The 19520-nt window shown below is 54.8% G+C and carries 15 protein-coding genes; 14 read left to right on the forward strand and 1 reads right to left on the reverse strand.

Going from position 1 to position 19520, the window contains the following annotated elements:
• The first annotated feature begins 4 nt into the window (after window positions 1–4).
• From dtd to deoC, 3 genes are read left to right on the forward strand one after another with little or no spacing between them, the layout of a single operon-like run.
• Window positions 5–457 carry a D-aminoacyl-tRNA deacylase gene (gene dtd / locus BQ5453_RS02510; RefSeq protein WP_071122005.1) on the forward strand — a complete coding sequence of 151 codons (453 nt, stop codon included), beginning with the start codon at window positions 5–7 and terminating at the stop codon, window positions 455–457.
• Window positions 457–801 carry a nucleotide pyrophosphohydrolase gene (locus tag BQ5453_RS02515; protein WP_071122006.1) on the forward strand — a complete coding sequence of 115 codons (345 nt, stop codon included), beginning with the start codon at window positions 457–459 and terminating at the stop codon, window positions 799–801. The genes dtd and BQ5453_RS02515 overlap by 1 nt, the downstream gene beginning before the upstream one ends.
• A 58-nt stretch (window positions 802–859) precedes the next feature.
• Entirely contained in the window at window positions 860–1762 is a 903-nt protein-coding gene (gene deoC / locus BQ5453_RS02520) for a deoxyribose-phosphate aldolase (RefSeq protein ID WP_202614958.1), read from the forward strand.
• 120 nt (window positions 1763–1882) lie between these two features.
• On the opposite strand, the gene BQ5453_RS02525 is transcribed toward deoC, so the two are convergent.
• Window positions 1883–2857: a polyprenyl synthetase family protein gene (locus BQ5453_RS02525; protein WP_071122008.1), complete on the reverse strand. Its 975-nt coding sequence runs from the start codon at window positions 2855–2857 to the stop codon at window positions 1883–1885.
• A 94-nt stretch (window positions 2858–2951) separates the two neighbouring features.
• On the opposite strand from BQ5453_RS02525, the gene polA reads away from it, so the two are divergent.
• The 11 genes from polA to BQ5453_RS02580 all read left to right on the forward strand — a co-directional run bounded on the left by polA (window position 2952) and on the right by BQ5453_RS02580 (window position 19519).
• Window positions 2952–5720, forward strand: coding sequence for a DNA polymerase I (gene polA / locus BQ5453_RS02530; protein WP_071122009.1), 2769 nt, complete (start codon window positions 2952–2954; stop codon window positions 5718–5720).
• Window positions 5721–5948: 228 nt separating this feature from the next.
• Window positions 5949–6530 (forward strand): four helix bundle suffix domain-containing protein, encoded by a 582-nt coding sequence (locus tag BQ5453_RS02535; RefSeq protein WP_071122089.1) that lies wholly within the window; start codon window positions 5949–5951, stop codon window positions 6528–6530.
• A gap of 95 nt (window positions 6531–6625) precedes the next feature.
• Window positions 6626–6898 carry a hypothetical protein gene (locus BQ5453_RS02540; protein WP_071122010.1) on the forward strand — a complete coding sequence of 91 codons (273 nt, stop codon included), beginning with the start codon at window positions 6626–6628 and terminating at the stop codon, window positions 6896–6898.
• Window positions 6899–7226: 328 nt separating this feature from the next.
• On the forward strand, window positions 7227–8189 hold the full coding sequence (locus BQ5453_RS02545) for a metallophosphoesterase (RefSeq protein ID WP_071122011.1): 963 nt from the start codon (window positions 7227–7229) through the stop codon (window positions 8187–8189).
• Between the two features lie 23 nt (window positions 8190–8212).
• Window positions 8213–11008: a TonB-dependent receptor gene (locus BQ5453_RS02550; RefSeq protein ID WP_071122012.1), complete on the forward strand. Its 2796-nt coding sequence runs from the start codon at window positions 8213–8215 to the stop codon at window positions 11006–11008.
• 149 nt (window positions 11009–11157) lie between these two features.
• Entirely contained in the window at window positions 11158–12543 is a 1386-nt protein-coding gene (locus BQ5453_RS02555; RefSeq protein WP_071122090.1) for a hypothetical protein, read from the forward strand.
• A gap of 261 nt (window positions 12544–12804) precedes the next feature.
• Complete coding sequence (locus tag BQ5453_RS02560; RefSeq protein WP_071122013.1) at window positions 12805–13674, forward strand: PfkB family carbohydrate kinase; 870 nt, start codon at window positions 12805–12807, stop codon at window positions 13672–13674.
• 627 nt (window positions 13675–14301) lie between these two features.
• A complete protein-coding gene (locus BQ5453_RS02565) occupies window positions 14302–15807 on the forward strand; it encodes a GH3 auxin-responsive promoter family protein (RefSeq protein ID WP_071122014.1) in 1506 nt (501 codons plus the stop codon).
• The gene (locus BQ5453_RS02570) at window positions 15807–17747 is read left to right on the forward strand and encodes an Ig-like domain-containing domain (RefSeq protein WP_071122015.1); all 1941 of its coding nucleotides are present in this window, start codon (window positions 15807–15809) and stop codon (window positions 17745–17747) included. The genes BQ5453_RS02565 and BQ5453_RS02570 overlap by 1 nt, the downstream gene beginning before the upstream one ends.
• A gap of 121 nt (window positions 17748–17868) precedes the next feature.
• Entirely contained in the window at window positions 17869–18678 is an 810-nt protein-coding gene (locus tag BQ5453_RS02575) for a DUF3108 domain-containing protein (RefSeq protein WP_022102048.1), read from the forward strand.
• A gap of 373 nt (window positions 18679–19051) precedes the next feature.
• Complete coding sequence (locus BQ5453_RS02580; RefSeq protein ID WP_071122016.1) at window positions 19052–19519, forward strand: Lrp/AsnC family transcriptional regulator; 468 nt, start codon at window positions 19052–19054, stop codon at window positions 19517–19519.
• The last annotated feature ends 1 nt before the right edge of the window (window position 19520 follow it).

Genomic DNA, 19520 nt, shown 5'->3' on the forward strand with positions numbered 1-19520 from the left:
CCACATGAGAGCAGTAATACAACGCGTGCAACACGCATCAGTCACCATCAACGGCCAAATAAAATCGGCCATACACCAAGGTTTCCTCATTCTGTTAGGCATTGAAGAGGCCGACAACCGCGACGACGCCGACTGGCTATGCCGCAAAATAAGCGCTCTGCGCGTGTTTGACGATGAAGACGGGGTGATGAACCGCAGCCTGCAAGACATTGGCGGAGAAGCGCTCGTAGTAAGCCAATTCACCCTCATGGCCTCATACAAGAAGGGCAACCGCCCGTCGTACATACGCGCCGCCGGCCATGAGCACGCCATACCCCTTTACGAATACTTTTGCCAAGCTCTCGAGCAAGCCCTCGGCCGCCCCATCGGCACAGGCCAGTTTGGGGCCGACATGAAAGTCGAGCTGCTCAACGACGGCCCGGTAACCATCTGCATGGACACCAAAAACAAAGAATAATGCCCCAAACCTTAGCCGACCTACAAAGGCGTGTAGACAACTGGATACACACCTATGGCGTACGCTATTTCAGCGAACTCACCAACATGGCCTGCCTCACTGAGGAGGTGGGCGAACTGGCCCGTGTGATGGCCCGAAAGTATGGCGACCAATCGTTCAAAAAAGGCGAGACACACGACCCTTCTGAAGAAATGGCCGACGTGCTATGGGTACTCATCTGCCTGGCCAACCAAACCGGTGTAGACCTTACCAAGGCCATGGAGCAGAGTTTTGAAAAGAAGACCAAGCGCGACGCCACACGCCACCTCAACAACCCAAAACTGGCACCCCGCGAGCAGCCCTGAGCCGCCCGCGCACACAACACAATAACACACATATCAAGAGACTATGCCCGAATTACACATCAACCGCAACGATGCTCAAAAGAGCAAATACGAACAAGCATTCGACAAGTTCAATCTTCACCTCGACGACGCCCAGGTTAGCACCCAAGTACACAAACTCGTGGCCGACAACCGCAGCAAATACAACACCCCCGAGGTGCTCAAGCAGCTGCTCAGCACCGTCGAACTGACCACCCTCAAGGTGACCGACTCACAAGAGAGCGTGCTCCAGCTCACCGAGCGCGTCAACGAGTTCTCTGATGCGCACCCCGACCTCCCACCCCTGGCCACCATCTGCGTATATCCCAACTTTGCAAAGATAGTAAGCGAGAGCCTCGAAGCCGACGGCGTCAAGGTAGCCTGCGTGGTAGGCGGTTTCCCATCGTCACAAACATTCATCGAAATCAAGACCGCCGAGACTGCCCTTGCCGTACACGACGGAGCCGACGAGTGCGACTGTGTGCTCAACGTGGGCGCCTTCCTCAGCGACGACTACGAAACCTGTGCCGACGAAATTGAAGAGATAAAAGCCGCCTGTGCCGACAAGCCCCTCAAGGTCATACTCGAAACGGGAGCCCTCAAGTCTGCCATCAACATCAAGCGCGCCGCAATACTCGCCATGTACGCCGGTGCCGACTTTATAAAGACCTCTACAGGCAAAATAGAGGTCGCTGCCACGCTCGAGGCAGCCTACGTGATGTGCACCGCCATCAAGGAATATTACGACCTCACAGGCACGTTTATAGGCTTCAAGGCTGCCGGTGGCATCAAAACCACAGCCGAAGCCATAGACTTCTATACCGTGGTACGCGAAATCCTTGGCGAGGACTACATCAAGCAGGGCCTCTTCCGCATCGGCACAAGCCGTCTGGCCAACCTGCTCGTCAGCGACATCTTGGGCGAGGACGCAAAGCCCTTCTAAAGCCGCCCCCACACACCAACAAACCGGGCTGCATTCTGCCATACATTGGCAAAATGCAGCCCGGTTTTTGTATCTTTGAAAAACGGCCCTACCATGGGCGTTTCACAGCATCACATATCGTTACAAAGAGCGTTCCACTACAAAGTCGATGTAGCCTCTGAGCGCCTCACGCACCTCAGCGTTATGCCAAGTGTCGAGCAGCGACAAAGCCTGTGCGTGAAACTCCTCCATGCGCCGCTGCGCATATTCAATGCCGCCATGCGCTTTGGTATAATCCACCAGCGCTGCAATGTCGTCGGCCGTGGCCTCGCCATTTTTTACACGCATGGCGAGTGCTCTAACTTCCTGGTTATCAGCGTTATTGATAGCATATATAGCCGGCAGGGTAAGCTTACCCTCGCGCATGTCATTGCCCGTAGGCTTGCCAATGCGGTTGTCGGCATAATAGTCAAAAATGTCGTCCCTGATTTGGAAACACAGGCCCACAATCTCGCCAAAACGCTTGGCGCGCGCCACATACTCAGCATCGGCACCAGCCGATATGGCCCCTAATTCGGCACAAGCCGCAAAGAGCGCCGCCGTTTTGTGGTGAATGATATGAAAATAAGCCTCCTCGGTGATAGCCTCGTTGCGGATATTAGCCAACTGGCAAATCTCGCCCTCCGAAAGCGTGCCACCCAGGCGCGAAATAATCTCCACCACCCCGATGTTGCCCGTCATGGCAGCCTGCAGCAGCGAAGTCGACAGCAGGTAGTCGCCCACCAGCACTGCCACTTTGTTGTCATACACAGCATTCACCGAGCGTTGTCCGCGTCGTTCGCCACTCTCGTCCACCACATCGTCGTGCACAAGCGAGGCTGTGTGCAGCAGTTCGAGCGTCACCGCCGAGCGTAGCGAGTCAACCGAAACGTCCCCCAGCTCACGAGCCATCAGCACCACCAGTAAGGGGCGCATCATTTTGCCCTGACGCCGGCGCACATAGTCGAGCGCCTGGCCCAGGAAATCATCATCGTGAGTCAGTGCGTTGTCAAACAAAGCCTTGTACTGAGCCATCTCCTGCAACACAGGTTGGCGAATTGCTGCTAATTTGTCCATACGTTTCGGTTTCAGCTTACAAAAGTAGTAAAAACTAACTTATTGTACGAGAGTATTTGCGTACTTTTGTAAGCATAATAACAATATATAAGCTATGCAAACCCTCTATCTGCTCGACGCCTACGCGCTCATATACCGCGCTTACTATGCACTGATACGCTCGCCGCGCATCAACTCCAAAGGTCAGAACACCTCGGCCGTGTATGGTTTTGTCAACACACTCAACGATGTACTGAACACCGAAAAGCCCGATTTCATCGGCATTGCCTTCGACCCCGCCGGCGGCACCTTCCGCCACGAAGCCTACCCTGCCTACAAGGCCCAGCGCGAGGCCACGCCCGAAGACATAAAGTGGGCCGTGCCCGTTATCAAGGACATCATACGCGCCTACAACATACCCATTCTCGAAGTGCCGGGCTACGAGGCCGACGATGTGATAGGCACACTGGCCATGAAGGGGCGTGAGGCCGGACTCGAAGTGCACATGGTCACCCCCGACAAGGACTATGCCCAACTGGTGAAACCGGGCATTTTTATGCGTCGTCCCGGCCATGGCGCCTCAGCCATGGAGAAACTCGGCCCCGACGAAGTCTGCCAAAAATACGGCATCAGCCACACCGACCAGGTGATTGACCTGCTCGGCCTCATGGGCGACACCGCCGACAATGTGCCGGGTTGCCCCGGCGTAGGCGAGAAAACCGCCGTCAAGCTCATCACCCAGTTTGGCTCGATTGACAATCTGCTCAACAGCACCGACCAACTCAAGGGAGCCATCAAGCGCAAGGTGGAAGAGAACAAAGAGCAAATCAGTTTTTCTAAATTCTTGGTCACCATCAAGACCGACGTGCCAATCGACCTCAACCTCGATACCTTGCACACCACCGAGCCCAACAAGGAGGCCTTGCGCCCGATTTACGAAAATCTGGAATTTCGGGCCTTCATCAAGAAACTCGATGACAAACCTGCCGAAGTGCAAAAAAGTGTGAGCGAATGGGGCGCTCTCTTTGACGCGCAGCCCGACAACTGCGCAGACGAGCCAAAAGAAATCACGCAAAAAACACTCAATGACGTGCCACACACTTACATTCTCGTTGATAATGAGAGTGATGCGCAGCAGCTTTGTGAGCATTTATTGACTTTCAGCACGGTAGCCATCGACACCGAAACCACCTCAATCGATGCCATCAGCGCCAAATTGGTAGGATTAAGCTTTGCCGTCGACGGCGGCAAGGCCTGGTACGTTGCCGTTCCACGTGAAACGGAGGAAGCGTGCCGCATGGTTGAGATTTTCCGTCCGTTGTACGAAAGCCCCGACACGCTCAAAGTAGGACAGAACCTCAAGTACGACCTCACCGTGCTCCACACTTACGGCATTGCCCTCGCCCACCCCATGTTCGACACCATGCTGGCCCACTACCTGGTACAACCCGAGTTGCGACACAACATGGATTATCTGGCCGAGATATACCTGGGCTACCAAACCATACACATCGATGAGCTGATTGGCCCCAAGGGCAAAAAGCAGAAAAACATGGCCGACCTCGAACCCGCACAAATTTGCGACTATGCCTGCGAGGACGCCGACATCACCCTGCAACTCATGCAACCGCTCAAGCAGGAACTTGAAAAATACCAGCTCACTCATGTGTTCAACGAGATAGAGATGCCACTCATGCCCGTGCTGGCACGCATGGAGATGAACGGCGTGTGCCTCGACACCAACACGCTGGCCCAAACCGGCCAACACTTTACGGAGCGCATGCAACAGCTCGAGGCCGACATCTACCAACTGGCAGGTCATGAATTTTTGCTCACCTCGCCGCGCCAGGTGGGCGAAGTGTTGTTTGACGAACTCAAACTCAACGAAAAGGCCAAAAAGACCAAGAGCGGACAATACTCCACTGGCGAGGAGGTGCTCGAAGCCATCAAGCACAAGCACCCCATTGTAGAGAAAATTCTGGCACACCGCGCCTTGAAAAAGTTGCTGAGCACCTACATCGACGCGCTGCCCAAACTCATCAACCCCGCCACGGGCCACATTCACACCTCGTTCAACCAGGCTGTCACAGCCACGGGCCGACTGTCATCATCCAACCCCAACCTGCAAAACATACCGGTGCGCGGCGACGACGGCCGCGAAATACGCAAAGCCTTTGTGCCCGAACCGGGCTGCATATTCTTCTCGGCCGACTACTCGCAAATCGAGTTGCGCATCATGGCCCACATCAGCGGCGACGAACATTTGGTCAACGACTTCCGCGAGGGGCGCGACATACACGCCGCCACAGCAGCCCGCGTATTTCACAAGCCGCTCGACGAGGTGACGCGTGACGAGCGCCGCAAGGCCAAAACGGCCAATTTCGGCATCATCTACGGCATATCAGCCTTTGGCTTGGCCGAACGCATGGAGGTATCTCGCGCCGAGTCCAAAGAGCTCATTACCAACTATTTCAGCACCTATCCAAAGGTGAAGGACTACATGGAACGCAGTGTGGCCGAAGCCAAAGAGCGCGGCTACATTGTCACCGCCTTTGGCCGTCGCCGCTACCTGCCCGACATCAACTCACGCAACGCTGTGGTGCGCGGCTATGCCGAGCGCAATGCCGTCAACGCCCCCATTCAGGGCACCGCTGCCGACATCATCAAAGTAGCCATGATACGCATCGACGAGCGCTTCCGCCGCGAGGGCATACAGTCTAAAATGATACTCCAGGTGCACGACGAACTCAACTTTTCGGTTGTCCCCTCCGAGCTCGACACGGTCAAGCGCATCGTCATCGACGAGATGGAGCAAGCCTACCAAATGAGCGTGCCATTAGTGGCCGACTGCGGCGAAGGCCACAACTGGCTCGAAGCGCACTGATAGGAGATAAGCCAGATGGGTCTAATGAGCCTATTGAGCCTAATATGCCTATTGAGCCTAATATGCCTATTAAGCCTAATATGCCTATTAAGCCTAATATGCCTATTAAGCCTAATATGCCTATTAAGCCTAATATGCCTATTGGGTCTAATATGCCCATTATGCCCAATAGGCACCCCCAAACAACAAACCAACCAAACCCAACCAAACAACAAAAAAGAAACTACCATGGAAAAGCGCCCAGTTGACAAGCAATTCCTTCGGCAAGGCAAGGACTACACCACGCTCATTTGCTACAAAAAGGCGGTGATAAACTACGACATCACCTACCACTTTGCCCACAAGTATCTGGAGCGTGGCGACCGCACCATCGACCAAATGATACAGGCGGCGCGCTCGGGCAAGCAAAACATTGTGGAGGGCAACATCGACGGCATCACATCAACCGAGATGGAAATAAAGCTCACAAATGTCAACCGTGCCAGTCTGCATGAGTTGTTGGAGGATTACAAAGACTACCTGCGCGTACACGGCCTTGAACAATGGCCTGTCAATTCGCCCAAGGCGGAGCAAACGCGACGCTACTGCGCCACCCACAATGCCCCCGAGGACTATACACAGAAAATAGCGGAGCGGTCGGCAGAAACGATATGCAACATTGCCATCACGCTAATTCTGCAAACCGATGTCATGATAAAGGGACTGATAGAGTGGCAAAAGAACCATTTCAAAGATAAAGGCGGCATAAAAGAGCAATTGTATAATGAGCGACGCAAACAGAGGGGGGTATTAAAGAGAGAGGAGCAATAAACCATCTAATACATTGTATAAAACACTTTAAGCACACCGGCAAGCAACAATGCCACAAAGAAAAGAATTTTAATAATAATATAAACCATTCAACTATGACGACACACACCACCATTATGCGCGCAGTGCACAACAACCGCAGCACCCTGAGGCTCTGCATATTCATTGCGCTATCCATCACCCTGACTGTCAAGCCGCAACCCTTGGGCGCATACACCGGTCTGCTGTTTGCACTGTCAGTCATTGTTGGCGCATGCCACATCAGCCAGCTTGCGCGCAACAAACAAAACTTGTTGCAACTGTTGCAAAAGAGCATATACAGCATACTGTTCAGCCTTGCGCTGCTTGCCATCTGGCTGCTGTCGTAAGCGACCAATGCGCTCTGCGCCCAACGTTGCACGCCACCCCATAAGGCGTGCACACAGCAATGGCAGAGCGATGTTACGGCAACGGGAGGTAGAAAATTCAATCGGAGCGTTTGAATTTTCTACCTCCCGTTGCCGTTTTTACGTCCTCCCGTTACCGTTGTTACACCCTCGCGCAACCCGAAAGCCAGCACCCCGTGGCACAAAGCGGGGTGTGGTGCGAGGCACGCGTGGTAACGAGTTCTTAACAACAACGTTACATCACGTTCATATAGCACACCTAACTTTGCAGCGTAAAACAAACGTATATACTACTTAACACAAAGGCTCAATGAAAAAGAACCTGTTCAGTACCACACTGACCATGCTGTGCACAGTGGCCATGCTGCTGGCGGCCACACTGAAAATGCAAGCCCAAACGCCTGCCGAATGGAAAGCCATGAAGGGCAATGTTACCATGTACATGACCAACGACATGGGGCGCAACGGCTATTACGACCAAAAGCCCATAGCCGAACTCATGGGGCACATGGGCGAAACACTCGGCCCCAAATGCGTGCTGGCCGTGGGCGACATACACCACTTTAATGGTGTGGCCTCGGTAAACGACCCCCTGTGGACAACCAACTACGAGCAAGTGTACTCCCACCCCGAACTCATGCTCAACTGGTTTCCCGTGCTGGGCAACCACGAGTACCGCGGCAACACACAGGCCGTGCTCAACTATGGCACAGTGAGCCGCCGTTGGGTGATGCCCTCGCGCTACTACACCAAGGTAATCACAGGCAAAGGCACAAGCGTGCGTGTGGTGTTCATTGACACCACGCCCCTCATCGACCGCTACCGCGCCGACAGCATCACCTACCCCGACGCCCACAAGCAGGACATGCAAGCCCAGCTCAACTGGCTGGACAACACACTCAAGACGGCCCGCGAGGACTGGGTGATTGTAGTGGGCCACCACCCCATTTATGCCCAAACCCCCAAGGCCGAAAGCGAGCGCACCGACATGCAAAAGCGCGTGCTGCCCATACTCAAGCGCTACCACAATGTAGCCATCTACGCCTGCGGCCACATTCACAACTTTCAGCACATCAAAATGCCGGCCGACGACATTGACTATGTGGTCAACTCCTCGTCATCGCTGGCACGTCCCGTGCAAGCTGTTCAAGGCACCGTGTTCTGCAGTCCGGCCGACGGCTTTTCAGTCATTTCGGCCACCAAGGAGCAACTCAACATGTACATGATAGACAAAGACGGCAAGGCCATTCACACCATCAGCCGCCGCAAATAACAGCACAGGCAGCATACCACATAATGAAAAAGTATTTACTCAGCACAGCACTCATGGCCGCCATAGCCACCGCGGCCGGGGCGCACACCATCGACGGCATAGTCAAGGACCAAAAGACGGGCGAGCCGCTCATTGGTTCGGTGGTCGAAGTAAAGGAATTGCCAGGCGTCAAGACCACCACCGGCCTTGACGGCTCATTCCGCCTGCACGAACTGCCCGACAGAGGGCGTTACACGCTGGTGGTAAGATACCTGGCCTATAAAACCCGCGAGGTGCCAGTTGAGGTGTCGGACACGGGCACCGTGACCATTACGCTCGACGAGGACGTCCGCCGCTTTGGCGAGGCCGTAGTGACAGGCCACCGCAACAGCCGCACCGACATCAGTGCCATCAGTCTTGAAAAGAATGCCGGCAATGTGCTCAACGTGATGAGCCAGCAGAGCATACAGCTGTCGCCCGACGTCAATGTGGCAGCCGTGCTGCAACGCGTGTCGGGCGTAACGCTTGAGCAAAGTGCATCGGGCGAGGCATCGTACGCCATACTGCGCGGCATGGACAAGCGCTACAACTACACGCTGGTGAACGGCGTAAAAATACCCTCGCCCGACGACAAAAACCGCTACATACCGCTCAACATATTCCCCTCCGACCTGATGGACCGCATTGTGGTGTCGAAATCACTCACGGCCGACATGGAGGGCGATGCTGCTGGCGGCGTGGTGGACATGGTTATGAAGGACGCTCCGGCACGCTTTGAGCTGCAGGCCAACGGCGCTGTGGGCATGAGCGACTACTTTTGGAACGGCAACCGCCATTACCTGTCAACCGACCGCGGCCATGCCACTGCCAAGGCACCCTACGAGGCTTTCGGCAAAGATTATGCCGCCACCGCAGCCGACTTTAAGCACGGCCCCGCACAGGTCAAGAGCCACTCGGTGCCCGCACCCAACTTTGTGGGCGGCCTGTCGGTGGGCAACCGCTTTTTCAACGACCACCTGGGCGTGATGCTGGCCGGCAGTGTGCAGAACACCTACCGCGGCACAGAGCGCACATACAATGCCGTAAAGATGGCATCGGGTGAGCAGGCCATGTACATATCGAGCCTCAAGCACCGCTACTACTCCATGCACGACCTGACCACAGGCGTGCACGGCAAGCTTGACTTTGCCATTGGCGGGCAAAAGCTGGAGTGGTACAACATGTACGTGCGCACCAACTCCGACGCCACGCGCTACAACAACAGCGTCAGCACCGAATACCTCAGTTCGCAATCGTACACACAGGACGACGAGTTGCGCTCCTCTACACAGACGCAGAGCATCTTTGCCTCACACCTCAAGGGCACGCATCACATTCTGCCCGACCTCACCTTCGACTGGGCCGGCATCTTTTCGCGTGCCAAGGAGGAGGAACCCGACCGCACCTACATCACACTGACCAATGAGGTGCAGACACCTGCCAACGGACTGGACGGCTCGCTGTGGGACGGACAAAAAACGCTGCTCAAAACACGCCCCAAGGAGATGGAACGACGCTTTCAGCACAACAAGGACACCGACTGGGCTGGCTATGCCAACCTGAGCTACAACACCCATCTGGGCAACGCTGTGGAAGCGCTGTGGAAGGCTGGCGCACAGTATCGCCGCAAGGAGCGCAGCAACCGCTATTATTCCTACCAGTTTAACCCGGCCGACATACAGCAGCAGCTCGACGGCAACGGCTTCGACCAGTTTGCCGCGCCCAACTGGGTGTGCCGCACCCCCTACACACAGGCCTCGCAGCTCAACTACAACTCGAAGGAGCACGTGGGCGGCACCTACGCCATGGTGACCCTCAAGAGCCACTTTGGCGAGTTGTATGCCGGCTTCCGCGCCGAGCATACCAACCAGATTTACACCATGCTGCAACACTTTGACAACCTGGGCCCTGTGGGCGAGCAGAGTTATTGGGACTATCTGCCCTCGGCCTCGCTTAAATGGAAGCCTAACAGCAAGATGAATGTGCGTCTGTCGTACTACCGCAGCATCAACCGCCCTGGCTTTTACGAGATTGTGCCATACCAAATCATGGGCGAGGAGTATCAGGAAAAGGGTAACCCCAACCTCAAGCGCGCCCGCATTGACAATGTGGACCTGCGCTGGGAGTGGTTTCCCTCGGCCAATGAGCAGGTGCTTGTGGGCGTGTTCTACAAATACCTGAAGGACCCTATCGAACAAGTGTTTGTAGCATCAGATGGCAAGATGGGCAGCGGAGCCGATGCTTACTACATGCCGGCCAACTTGGGCAATGCCAAGAACTATGGTTTTGAAATAGACGTGGTAAAGTACATACGTCACTTTGGTGTAAAGGCCAACTACACCTACACCCACTCGGCCATCACCACCACCAAGCGCCAATACAAGCTCAATGGCAACGGTGAGTACGAGAGCGGTGTGACGCAGAAGCGTCCGCTGGTGAACCAGGCCCCGCACACGGCAAACCTGTCGCTGCTCTACAAGGACACCAACCATGGTTGGAACGCACAGTTGGCGGCATCGTACACTGGCACCAAGCTGGCTCTCGTGTCGCCCTTCAAGGACGCCGACCAGTGGGACAAGGCTTTGTTTGGCCTTGACTTCAGCGCCGAGAAAAAGTTTGACAACGGCCTGTCTGTCTTCTTCAAGGCCAACAATCTGCTCGACGCCAAGCGCGAGCGCTACATCAAGACGGTTAATGAATCGAACCTGGAATATGAGGGGCAACGCACCGACCGCACTGTGGTGGGCACTTACCGCTACGGACGCACCTTCCTGCTGGGTGTAAGATACACGCTTAAGTAACAACACCTTAGCCGGTGGCACCAACTGGCAGTGCCACCGCACAATAACACTAATCAGACTTCAAGATGATGCAAACCGGGCGCAATATGCCAAACCCGCGTGGGGCTGTGTGCCGAGGTGCAACTTATCGCTTAAATGAAAAGAGCTATATGAAAAAGTTCAGCACATACGCTTGCCTGGCAGCCATGGCTACCGCAGCAATATTCGCCACCTCGTGCGAAAATGACAACATCAACCCCTACGACTACACTGCAGGCGGCTCAAACAACAATACCAACCAAGGCTCGACCGAAGTAGTCAAGACGCAACTGGCCGAATACCCCGTTGGCTCGCTGGTGTGGACCAAGGACACCACGCTCACCGAGAGTGTGAAGATACCCGAGGGCACCTCGCTCTACATTGAGCCTGGGGTGACGGTCACCTGTAAGTCGGGCACACAGGTGCCCATCGAGATTGTGGTGTTGGGCAATCTCTACTGCATGGGCACAAAGGAGAAGCCCGTGGCCATTGTGTCGGACACGCGCAAGCCCAACGACTGGGGCGGTATCATCTGCGGCTTTAAGTGTGAGGAGGTGGTGCTCAGCCACACCGAGGTGGCCTACGCCGGAGCCACTCCCACGGAGTCGTCATTGTCGTACCAGAACGCCCTGTTCAAAACACCCATCGACGGTGGTGTGCCAGCCTTCCACTTTTGCAACGTCAATGGCAAGTTTGCCATGGCCGACTGCTACTTCCACGACATTCAGAACGATGCCACCTATTTTACCGGCGGCCAGGGCGTCATATACAACAGCATATTTGCCAACACGGGCAATGCGGCCGATGGCGGCGAGGCCATCAACGTGAAGGCGGGCTGCAAGCTCGATGTGGCCAACAACGTGATATACGATGCCTGTACCAATGCCTTCAAACTGTCGAACAGTGGCAACAGCGAGACGATTCCGCTCACACAAATCACGGTGTACAACAACACCATGGTAAACTGCGGCTGGCGCCGTACAAAGAACAAGAAGGGGGGCAGCGTTTGGCTTGAAAAGGCCAGCGCACCGGTGTTTGCCAACAACCTGGTGTACGACTGCCGCTACGGCATGAAACAGCCTAAGAAGGACGGGGCCAACCTGAAGGACGCCTGTGTGGCGCCTAACTACTACTACGCCTCAACACAAACGGGCGTGGACCAAATGGCCAAGACTGCCGACCTCATTATTTGGAATGATAATGACATTAAGAGCCAGGTGCCCGGCCAACTCGACCCGCTGTTCAAAGCCTTTACGCAGAACCCGGCCATGAACATCAACTGCGAGGTGGACGATGCCTCAAAGGGTGCTCCCCTGCCCTACGACCGCAACTGGAACTTCAATGTGCAGGCGGGCAGTCCGACACTCAGCGGCGGCAAGGCTGACATTGCACGCATCTTTGAATACGGCTTGGCCTTCTTTGGCATGAAACGCATTCAGTTTGCCAACTCGGCCAACGACCAGAACTATTACTTTGCGGCACCTGCACCGAGCACGCGCTTTGGCGCACAGCTCTAAACGCTGGCCGCAGGAAAGCATTATTCAGACACCAGGCTCAAGCACCGACGCGGAAACGACTCGCCCGCAGAAGTGCCAGAGCCTGGTGTTCTTATTTACTTGCCGGAGATACGGTGGTGATTATAGTTGTGTGATTATTAGTCGTTTGCACCCTAATTGTGTTCTGCAATGACCTGTAAACTACCACATGGCGCATTATGCGGCGGCGTTGTTAAGTATTTATTAGTAACTTTGCACGCTTTTACAAACGTACTACAACACATGAACAAGATATGCTGCATCGGGCACATCACGCACGATAAAATCATTACCCCTACCACCGAGGCCGACATGCCGGGTGGCACATCATACTACTTTGCCCACGCCATGTACCACCTTAATGGTGGGAAGAACTTTGAACTTGTCACATCGCTGGCACCCACCGACATGCAGCCGGTTGACGAACTGCGCCACATGGGGGTGAAGGTGACTGTAATACCCTCGCACCACACGGTGTACTTTGAAAACAAATATGGCGCAAACCAGAACAACCGCACACAGCGTGTGCTGGCCAAGGCCGACCCCTTTACGGCCGAGAGCCTGAAGGGGGTTGAGGCCGGCGTGTTCCACTTGGGCTCGCTGCTGGCCGACGATTTTGGTCTCGACGTGATACGCGCGCTCAAGGCACGTGGCGTGGTGAGTGTTGACTCGCAGGGCTACCTGCGCGAGGTGCGCGGCGAAAAGGTTTTTGCCGTTGACTGGCCCGACAAGCGCGAGGCACTGAAAATGATTGATGTGCTGAAGGTGAACGAGTATGAGATGGAGGTGCTCACGGGTCAGAAGGAGGCGCATGACGCTGCCCTGCAACTGGCCGAATGGGGGGTGAACGAGGTGTGTGTAACCCTGGGCGACTATGGTTCGGTGGTGCTTGAGAATGACCACTTTTACGACATTTGCGCCTATCCGCCCAAGCAGGTGGTTGATGCCACGGGGTGTGGCGACACTTACTCTACCGGCTACCTGTATATGCGCTCGCGCGGAGCCGACCCCAGCGAGGCAGGACACTTTGCCGCAGCCATGTCGACACTGAAACTCGAACACAGCGGCCCCTTTGCACGCACTGAGGAGGAGGTTTTCTCGCTGATAAAATAATGTCCGCTACGCTCGCCATGCCCACGAATGTGCTGATGTGCACATTAGCGGGCATGGCGAGCAACACTTAATACCCGTTGGCGGAGTTTCAGGCTTACGGGTTAACAAGTTGACAGGTTAACAAGTAAGTATCTGAAGTTTCGGATTTAATAAGGGCGGGCTGAAAGCCCAATGTAGCACCCAGCCCAGGGCAAGCGAAGCGACACCCTGGGGCTTCCGCATAGTAGAGCCTCCGCGCCCTGTAAGGGCAAAAGCCTTAATCCTTTATTTGTTATTCTTACTTGATAGCTGAATTAGCGGTCTTAAAGTGAAACATCGTATGTATTTTTTCAATACCTGCGCCATGTCTTAAAGCTTTTGCCCTTACAGGGCGCGACTGCTCTGACACGCGATACCCAGGGTGTCGCTTCGCTTGCCCTGGGCTCCGTGCTCCATTGGGCTTTCAGCCCGCCCTTGCTAAATCAGAAACTTGAGTAAGTATGCTTTACACCACTTATTATGTTAGAGTCTGAATAGTGAGAAACTTAAAAAGCTTGGCAAACTTACCTGTTAACCCGTTAACTTGTCAACTTGTTTACTAATTCCACCAACGCGTTATTATACATTTTATTATCTTTGCACGTAGTTATGAACCTGACATCAATCATACGACCTGTGTTCAACAGCCGCTTGCACGCTATTGAACGCTACGAGAGTCACGCCGAGGACATTCAGCGCGACACGCTCGAACGACTACTGCACGAAGCCGCACGCACCGAGTGGGGGCAACGCTATGGATATGACAACATGCACAGCTACGAGGAGTTTGCGGCCAAAGTGCCTGTAAGCACCTACGAGGAGCTGAAGGGATATATCGACCGCATGCGTCACGGCGAACGCGATGTGCTGTGGCCCGGCCAAGTAAAATGGTATGCCAAATCGTCGGGCACGACCAACGACAAGAGCAAATTCATACCCGTAAGCCGCGACGGACTGCATGACACGCACTACCAAGGTGGCACCGACGCGGTGGCCCTGTACCTGCACAACAACCCGCTGAGCCGCCTGTTCGACGGCAAAGCGCTGATATTGGGCGGCAGTCACGCACCTAACTATAATGTGGCTAACTCGCTGGTGGGCGATTTGAGCGCCATACTCATCGAGAACATTAACCCGCTGGTTAACCTCGTGCGCATTCCGCCCAAAAAGATTGCCCTGCTGAGCGACTTTGAGGAGAAGCGCGACCGCATTGCCGAAATAGCCATTAAAAAGAATGTGACCAACATATCGGGGGTGCCGTCGTGGATGATGGCGGTCATTACACGTATGCTCGAACTGAGCGGCAAGCAGTACCTTGACGAGGTGTGGCCCAACCTTGAGGTGTTCTTCCACGGCGGGGTGGCCTTTACACCCTACCGCGAACAGTACCACCGCCTCATACGCTCTACTAACATGCACTACATGGAGACGTACAACGCCTCGGAGGGCTTTTTCGGTTTGCAGAACGACCCGCTCGACGCGGCCATGCTGCTCATGATTGACTATGGGGTGTTTTACGAATTTATCCCCCTCGACGAGGTGGGCAAGCCCAACCCTACCGTGCTGCCGCTGTGGGAGGTGGAACAGGGCAAGAACTATGCTATCGTGATTAGCACAAGCTGCGGCTTGTGGCGCTACCAAATAGGCGACACGGTGAAGTTTACGTCGACCAACCCCTACAAGTTTATCATCAGCGGACGCACCAAGAGCTTTATCAATGCCTTTGGCGAGGAACTGATTGTGGACAATGCCGAAAAGGGGCTGCACGAGGCCTGCAAGGCTACCGGCGCCGTGGTGAGCGAGTATACCGCCGCACCGGTGTTTATGAACGCCGAGGGAAAGTGTCGCCACCAATGGGTGATTGAGTTCAGCCAGCAACCGGCCGACATGGAGGCCTTTGCCAATGCGCTCGACCTGGCACTGCAGCACATTAACTCTGACTACGAGGCAAAACGCCACAAGGACATCACGCTGCAACGGCTCGAGGTGGTGACAGCACGCCAGGGCCTGTTTAACGACTGGCTCAAGAGCAAGGGCAAACTCGGCGGGCAGCACAAGGTGCCACGACTGAGCAACAACCGCGACATTATTGACGACATATTAAAACTTAACTGATGCGCTCCACACACTTTCATACCCGACACTTGACGGGCTTGGTGTGCACGCTGCTTTGTGTGGCGTGCATGTTGCTTTCGTGCGCCAATCCGGGGTCGGGGCCCGATGGGGGACCTTACGACGAAACGCCGCCACGCATTGTGCAAATGCTGCCGGCGCTGGGCAACACGGGAGAGAGGGCTCGAAAGGTGACGATTGCCTTTGACGAACCCGTGAAGATTGACAACGCAAGCGAGAAGGTGATTGTGTCGCCACCGCAAATCAATATGCCAGAAATCAAGACTTCGGGCCGACGCATCAGCGTGGAGCTGATGGACTCGCTCAAGCCTGGCACTACTTATACCATCGACTTTAGCGACGCCATTACCGACTGCACCGAGAATAACCCGCTGGGCAACTTTACATACTACTTTAGCACGGGCACGCAACTCGACACCATGGAGGTGGCAGGACACGTGCTGGCTGCTGAGAACCTTGAACCCGTGAAGGGCATCATGGTGGGGCTGCACAGCAACATGGCTGACTCGGCCTTTACTACGCTGCCCTTCGACCGCGTGGCGCGCACCGACGCCAACGGCCATTTCTGCATCAAGGGGGTGGCGCCGGGCAATTACCACATTTATGCCTTGAAGGACGTGGACGGCGACTTTAAGTATACGCGCGGCGAGATGCTGGCCTTTAGCAGCGAAACGGTGGTGCCGTCGTCTTTTCCCGACGTGCGGCACGACACGCTGTGGGCCGACACCATACGCATCGACACCATCAAGACGGTGGCCTACACGCACTTTATGCCCGACAACTTGGTGCTGAGGGCTTTTACTGAGAAGAATAACACACGGCAGCTGCTCAAGTCGCAGCGCGAACCGGCTTACTTCCGCACTTACTTTACAGCTCCCTCGGCGCATGTGCCGGTGGTGCGCGGCCTTAACTTTGATGCCGCACACGGCATTGTGGAGGACCGCTCGGCGGGAAACGATACCATCACTTACTGGCTGGCCGACACGGCGCTCGTAAAGCAGGACTCGCTCATGGTGGCCTACACCTACGAGGCTACCAACGACTCGACGCTGCAGCCTTACTTGCAAACTGACACGCTGTGTCTTGTGCCACAATTCTCGTATGAACGCCGGCAGCGACTGGCGGCCGAGGATTTGGCGAAGTGGCAGAAGGGGCTTGAAAAGCGCCACAAACGCGGCGACTTCAGCCAGGAGAAACCACCCGTCAGGCCGCTGAAGATGCAGCTGGCACTGCGCGGCAGCATCAACCCTGACGAGAATATGCACATCTCCCTCGATGAGCCGGCGGCAAGGATTGACACAACTAAGTTCCACCTTTACCTTAAAGTGGACTCTACCTACAAGGCGGTGCCTTTCAAACTGAGGCGCGACGCGAACACGCTGCTGGCGTACACGCTGTATGGCGAGTGGAGGCCGGGACAGCAGTACTTGCTCAACATTGACTCGACTGCTGTGACGGGACTGTCGGGTGCGGTGTGCAACAACTTCGACACCAAATTCAGTGTGGCGGGTGACGACAGCTACGGCTCGCTGTTTATGACAATAGCGGGGGCCGACTCTACTTGTGTGGTGCAACTGCTGCAAGGTGACAAGGTGGCCAAACAGGTGCGCGTGAAGAATGGCCGTGCCGACTTTTACTACACCAGACCTACCGACTACTACGTGCGGGCCTTTATTGACGCGAACGGCAACAACCGCTGGGACACGGGGTGCTACGCCGAGGGGCGCCAGCCTGAAATGGTGTACTACTATCCGCACAAAATTACGGTGCGTGCCAACTGGGACATTGAGCAGACATGGCAACTTGATGCGCTGCCGCTGAACCGCCAAAAACCAGCGGAACTGGTAAAACAGAAGGGCGACACCAAGAAGACGCCGCGTAACCTTAACGCTGAACGCGAACGCAAAAAGCGAGGCGGGTGATGACGCCACACTATTATAGCAAACGGGCAAGCGGACTGTGGTGCGGACAGTGAAGCGACCGTAGCAAGCCCCTGCCCTACTCTATTTCATTACAAACCAGACCTAAACACCATTATGAACTATGATTAAGAAACTCATGCTACTGCTGCTGTTAGTCGTGTCAGGACTACAGGCCAGCGCGCAATGCTCGTCGAACAACACGGCATTCAAAAGCGGCGAAACACTTATCTACGACTTGTACTTTAACTGGAAATTTGTGTGGATAAAGGTGGGCGTGGCCTCAATGAACACCACGCAGACTACCTACGGGGGGCACCCGGCCTTGCGCACGTATCTGATAACACGCGGCTCGAAAAAGGCTGACAAGATATTTGTGATGCGCGACACGCTGATGGCATACACCGGGCTCGACCTCGTGCCGAAGTATTACGTGAAAAAGGCTTTCGAGGGCAAAACTTACCGCAAAAACGAGGTGTGGTACTCTTACCCCAAAGGCAAATGCAACGTGAAGATGCGCTATCAGCGCGACCACAACCCGGCCAGCCACTCAAGTCACTCGAGCAAATACTGCGCCTTTGACATGATTTCGATGCTGATGCGCGCACGCTCGTTCTCGGCCGAAGGCATGAAGGTGGGACACCGCATCAACTTTTTAATGGCTGACGGACGCACCTGCGAGTGGAAGAGCATCGTCTATCGCGGCAAGAAGACTTTCAAAATGGAGAACAGCAATACCAAATACCGCTGCCTCGTGTTCTCGTTTGTTGAAAAGGAGAATGGCAAGGAAAAGGATATCGTTACCTTTTACATTACCGACGACAAGAACCACCTGCCGGTGCGACTTGACATGAACTTGAACTTTGGTACTGCCAAGGCGTTCCTTACGGGGGCACGCGGGCTGCGCAACCCGCAAACGGCTAAAATCAAGTAACGCAAGCACCAAACGCTAACACTGAACGCTAGCACTAATGGGGAGCGACGCGTCTCGCGTCGGTGAGATGGACAACGCACACAATCACCAACATAACAGACCGTGCCCGACGCGAGACGCGTCGCCCCCATTAGTGCTAGCGTTTGGTGTTAGCGTTTTGTGCTCACGTTTGGTGCTTGCTTTGCTCTTTTTATTACAAAATGAAAGAAAATAACCTATTTATTTTTGCTTAATGCCTATCTTGCACTAACTTTGCTACCGAATTATAACATAATGCTTACCTTTCGGACATCAGCACCTCTGCTTGTAGGCTTACATGGTGCGGCAGAATGGTAGGCACATACACCTAAAAGATAAAAAACCTACACTTATCATGGAAAAGGTTGACCAGCTTGACCTCAAGATTTTGAAGATTATTACAGTTAACGCACGTATCCCGTTTAAGGACGTGGCCGCTGTGTGCGGTGTGTCGCGTGCAGCTATTCACCAACGCGTGCAACGCCTCATCGAGGCCGGTGTCATCACCGGCTCGGGCTACACCGTGTGCCCCAAAAGCATTGGCTACAGCACTTGCACCTACGTGGGTATCAAGCTCGAACGCGGCTCTATGTACAAGGGCGTGGCCGAGCAGTTGGAGAAAATTCCCGAAATTGTGGAGTGCCACTTCACCACCGGCCCGTACACAATGCTTGTCAAGCTTTACTCGCGCGACAACGAGCACCTTATGGACTTGCTTAACAACCACATTCAGGAAATTCACGGCGTAATATCGACAGAGACGCTCATCTCGCTCGAGCAGAGCATCAACCGCACGGTTCCCGTTACCCTGCAAGAGGATTAAA

Source organism: Prevotellamassilia timonensis, assembly GCF_900106785.1.
Taxonomy (GTDB): Bacteria; Bacteroidota; Bacteroidia; order Bacteroidales; family Bacteroidaceae; genus Alloprevotella; species Alloprevotella timonensis.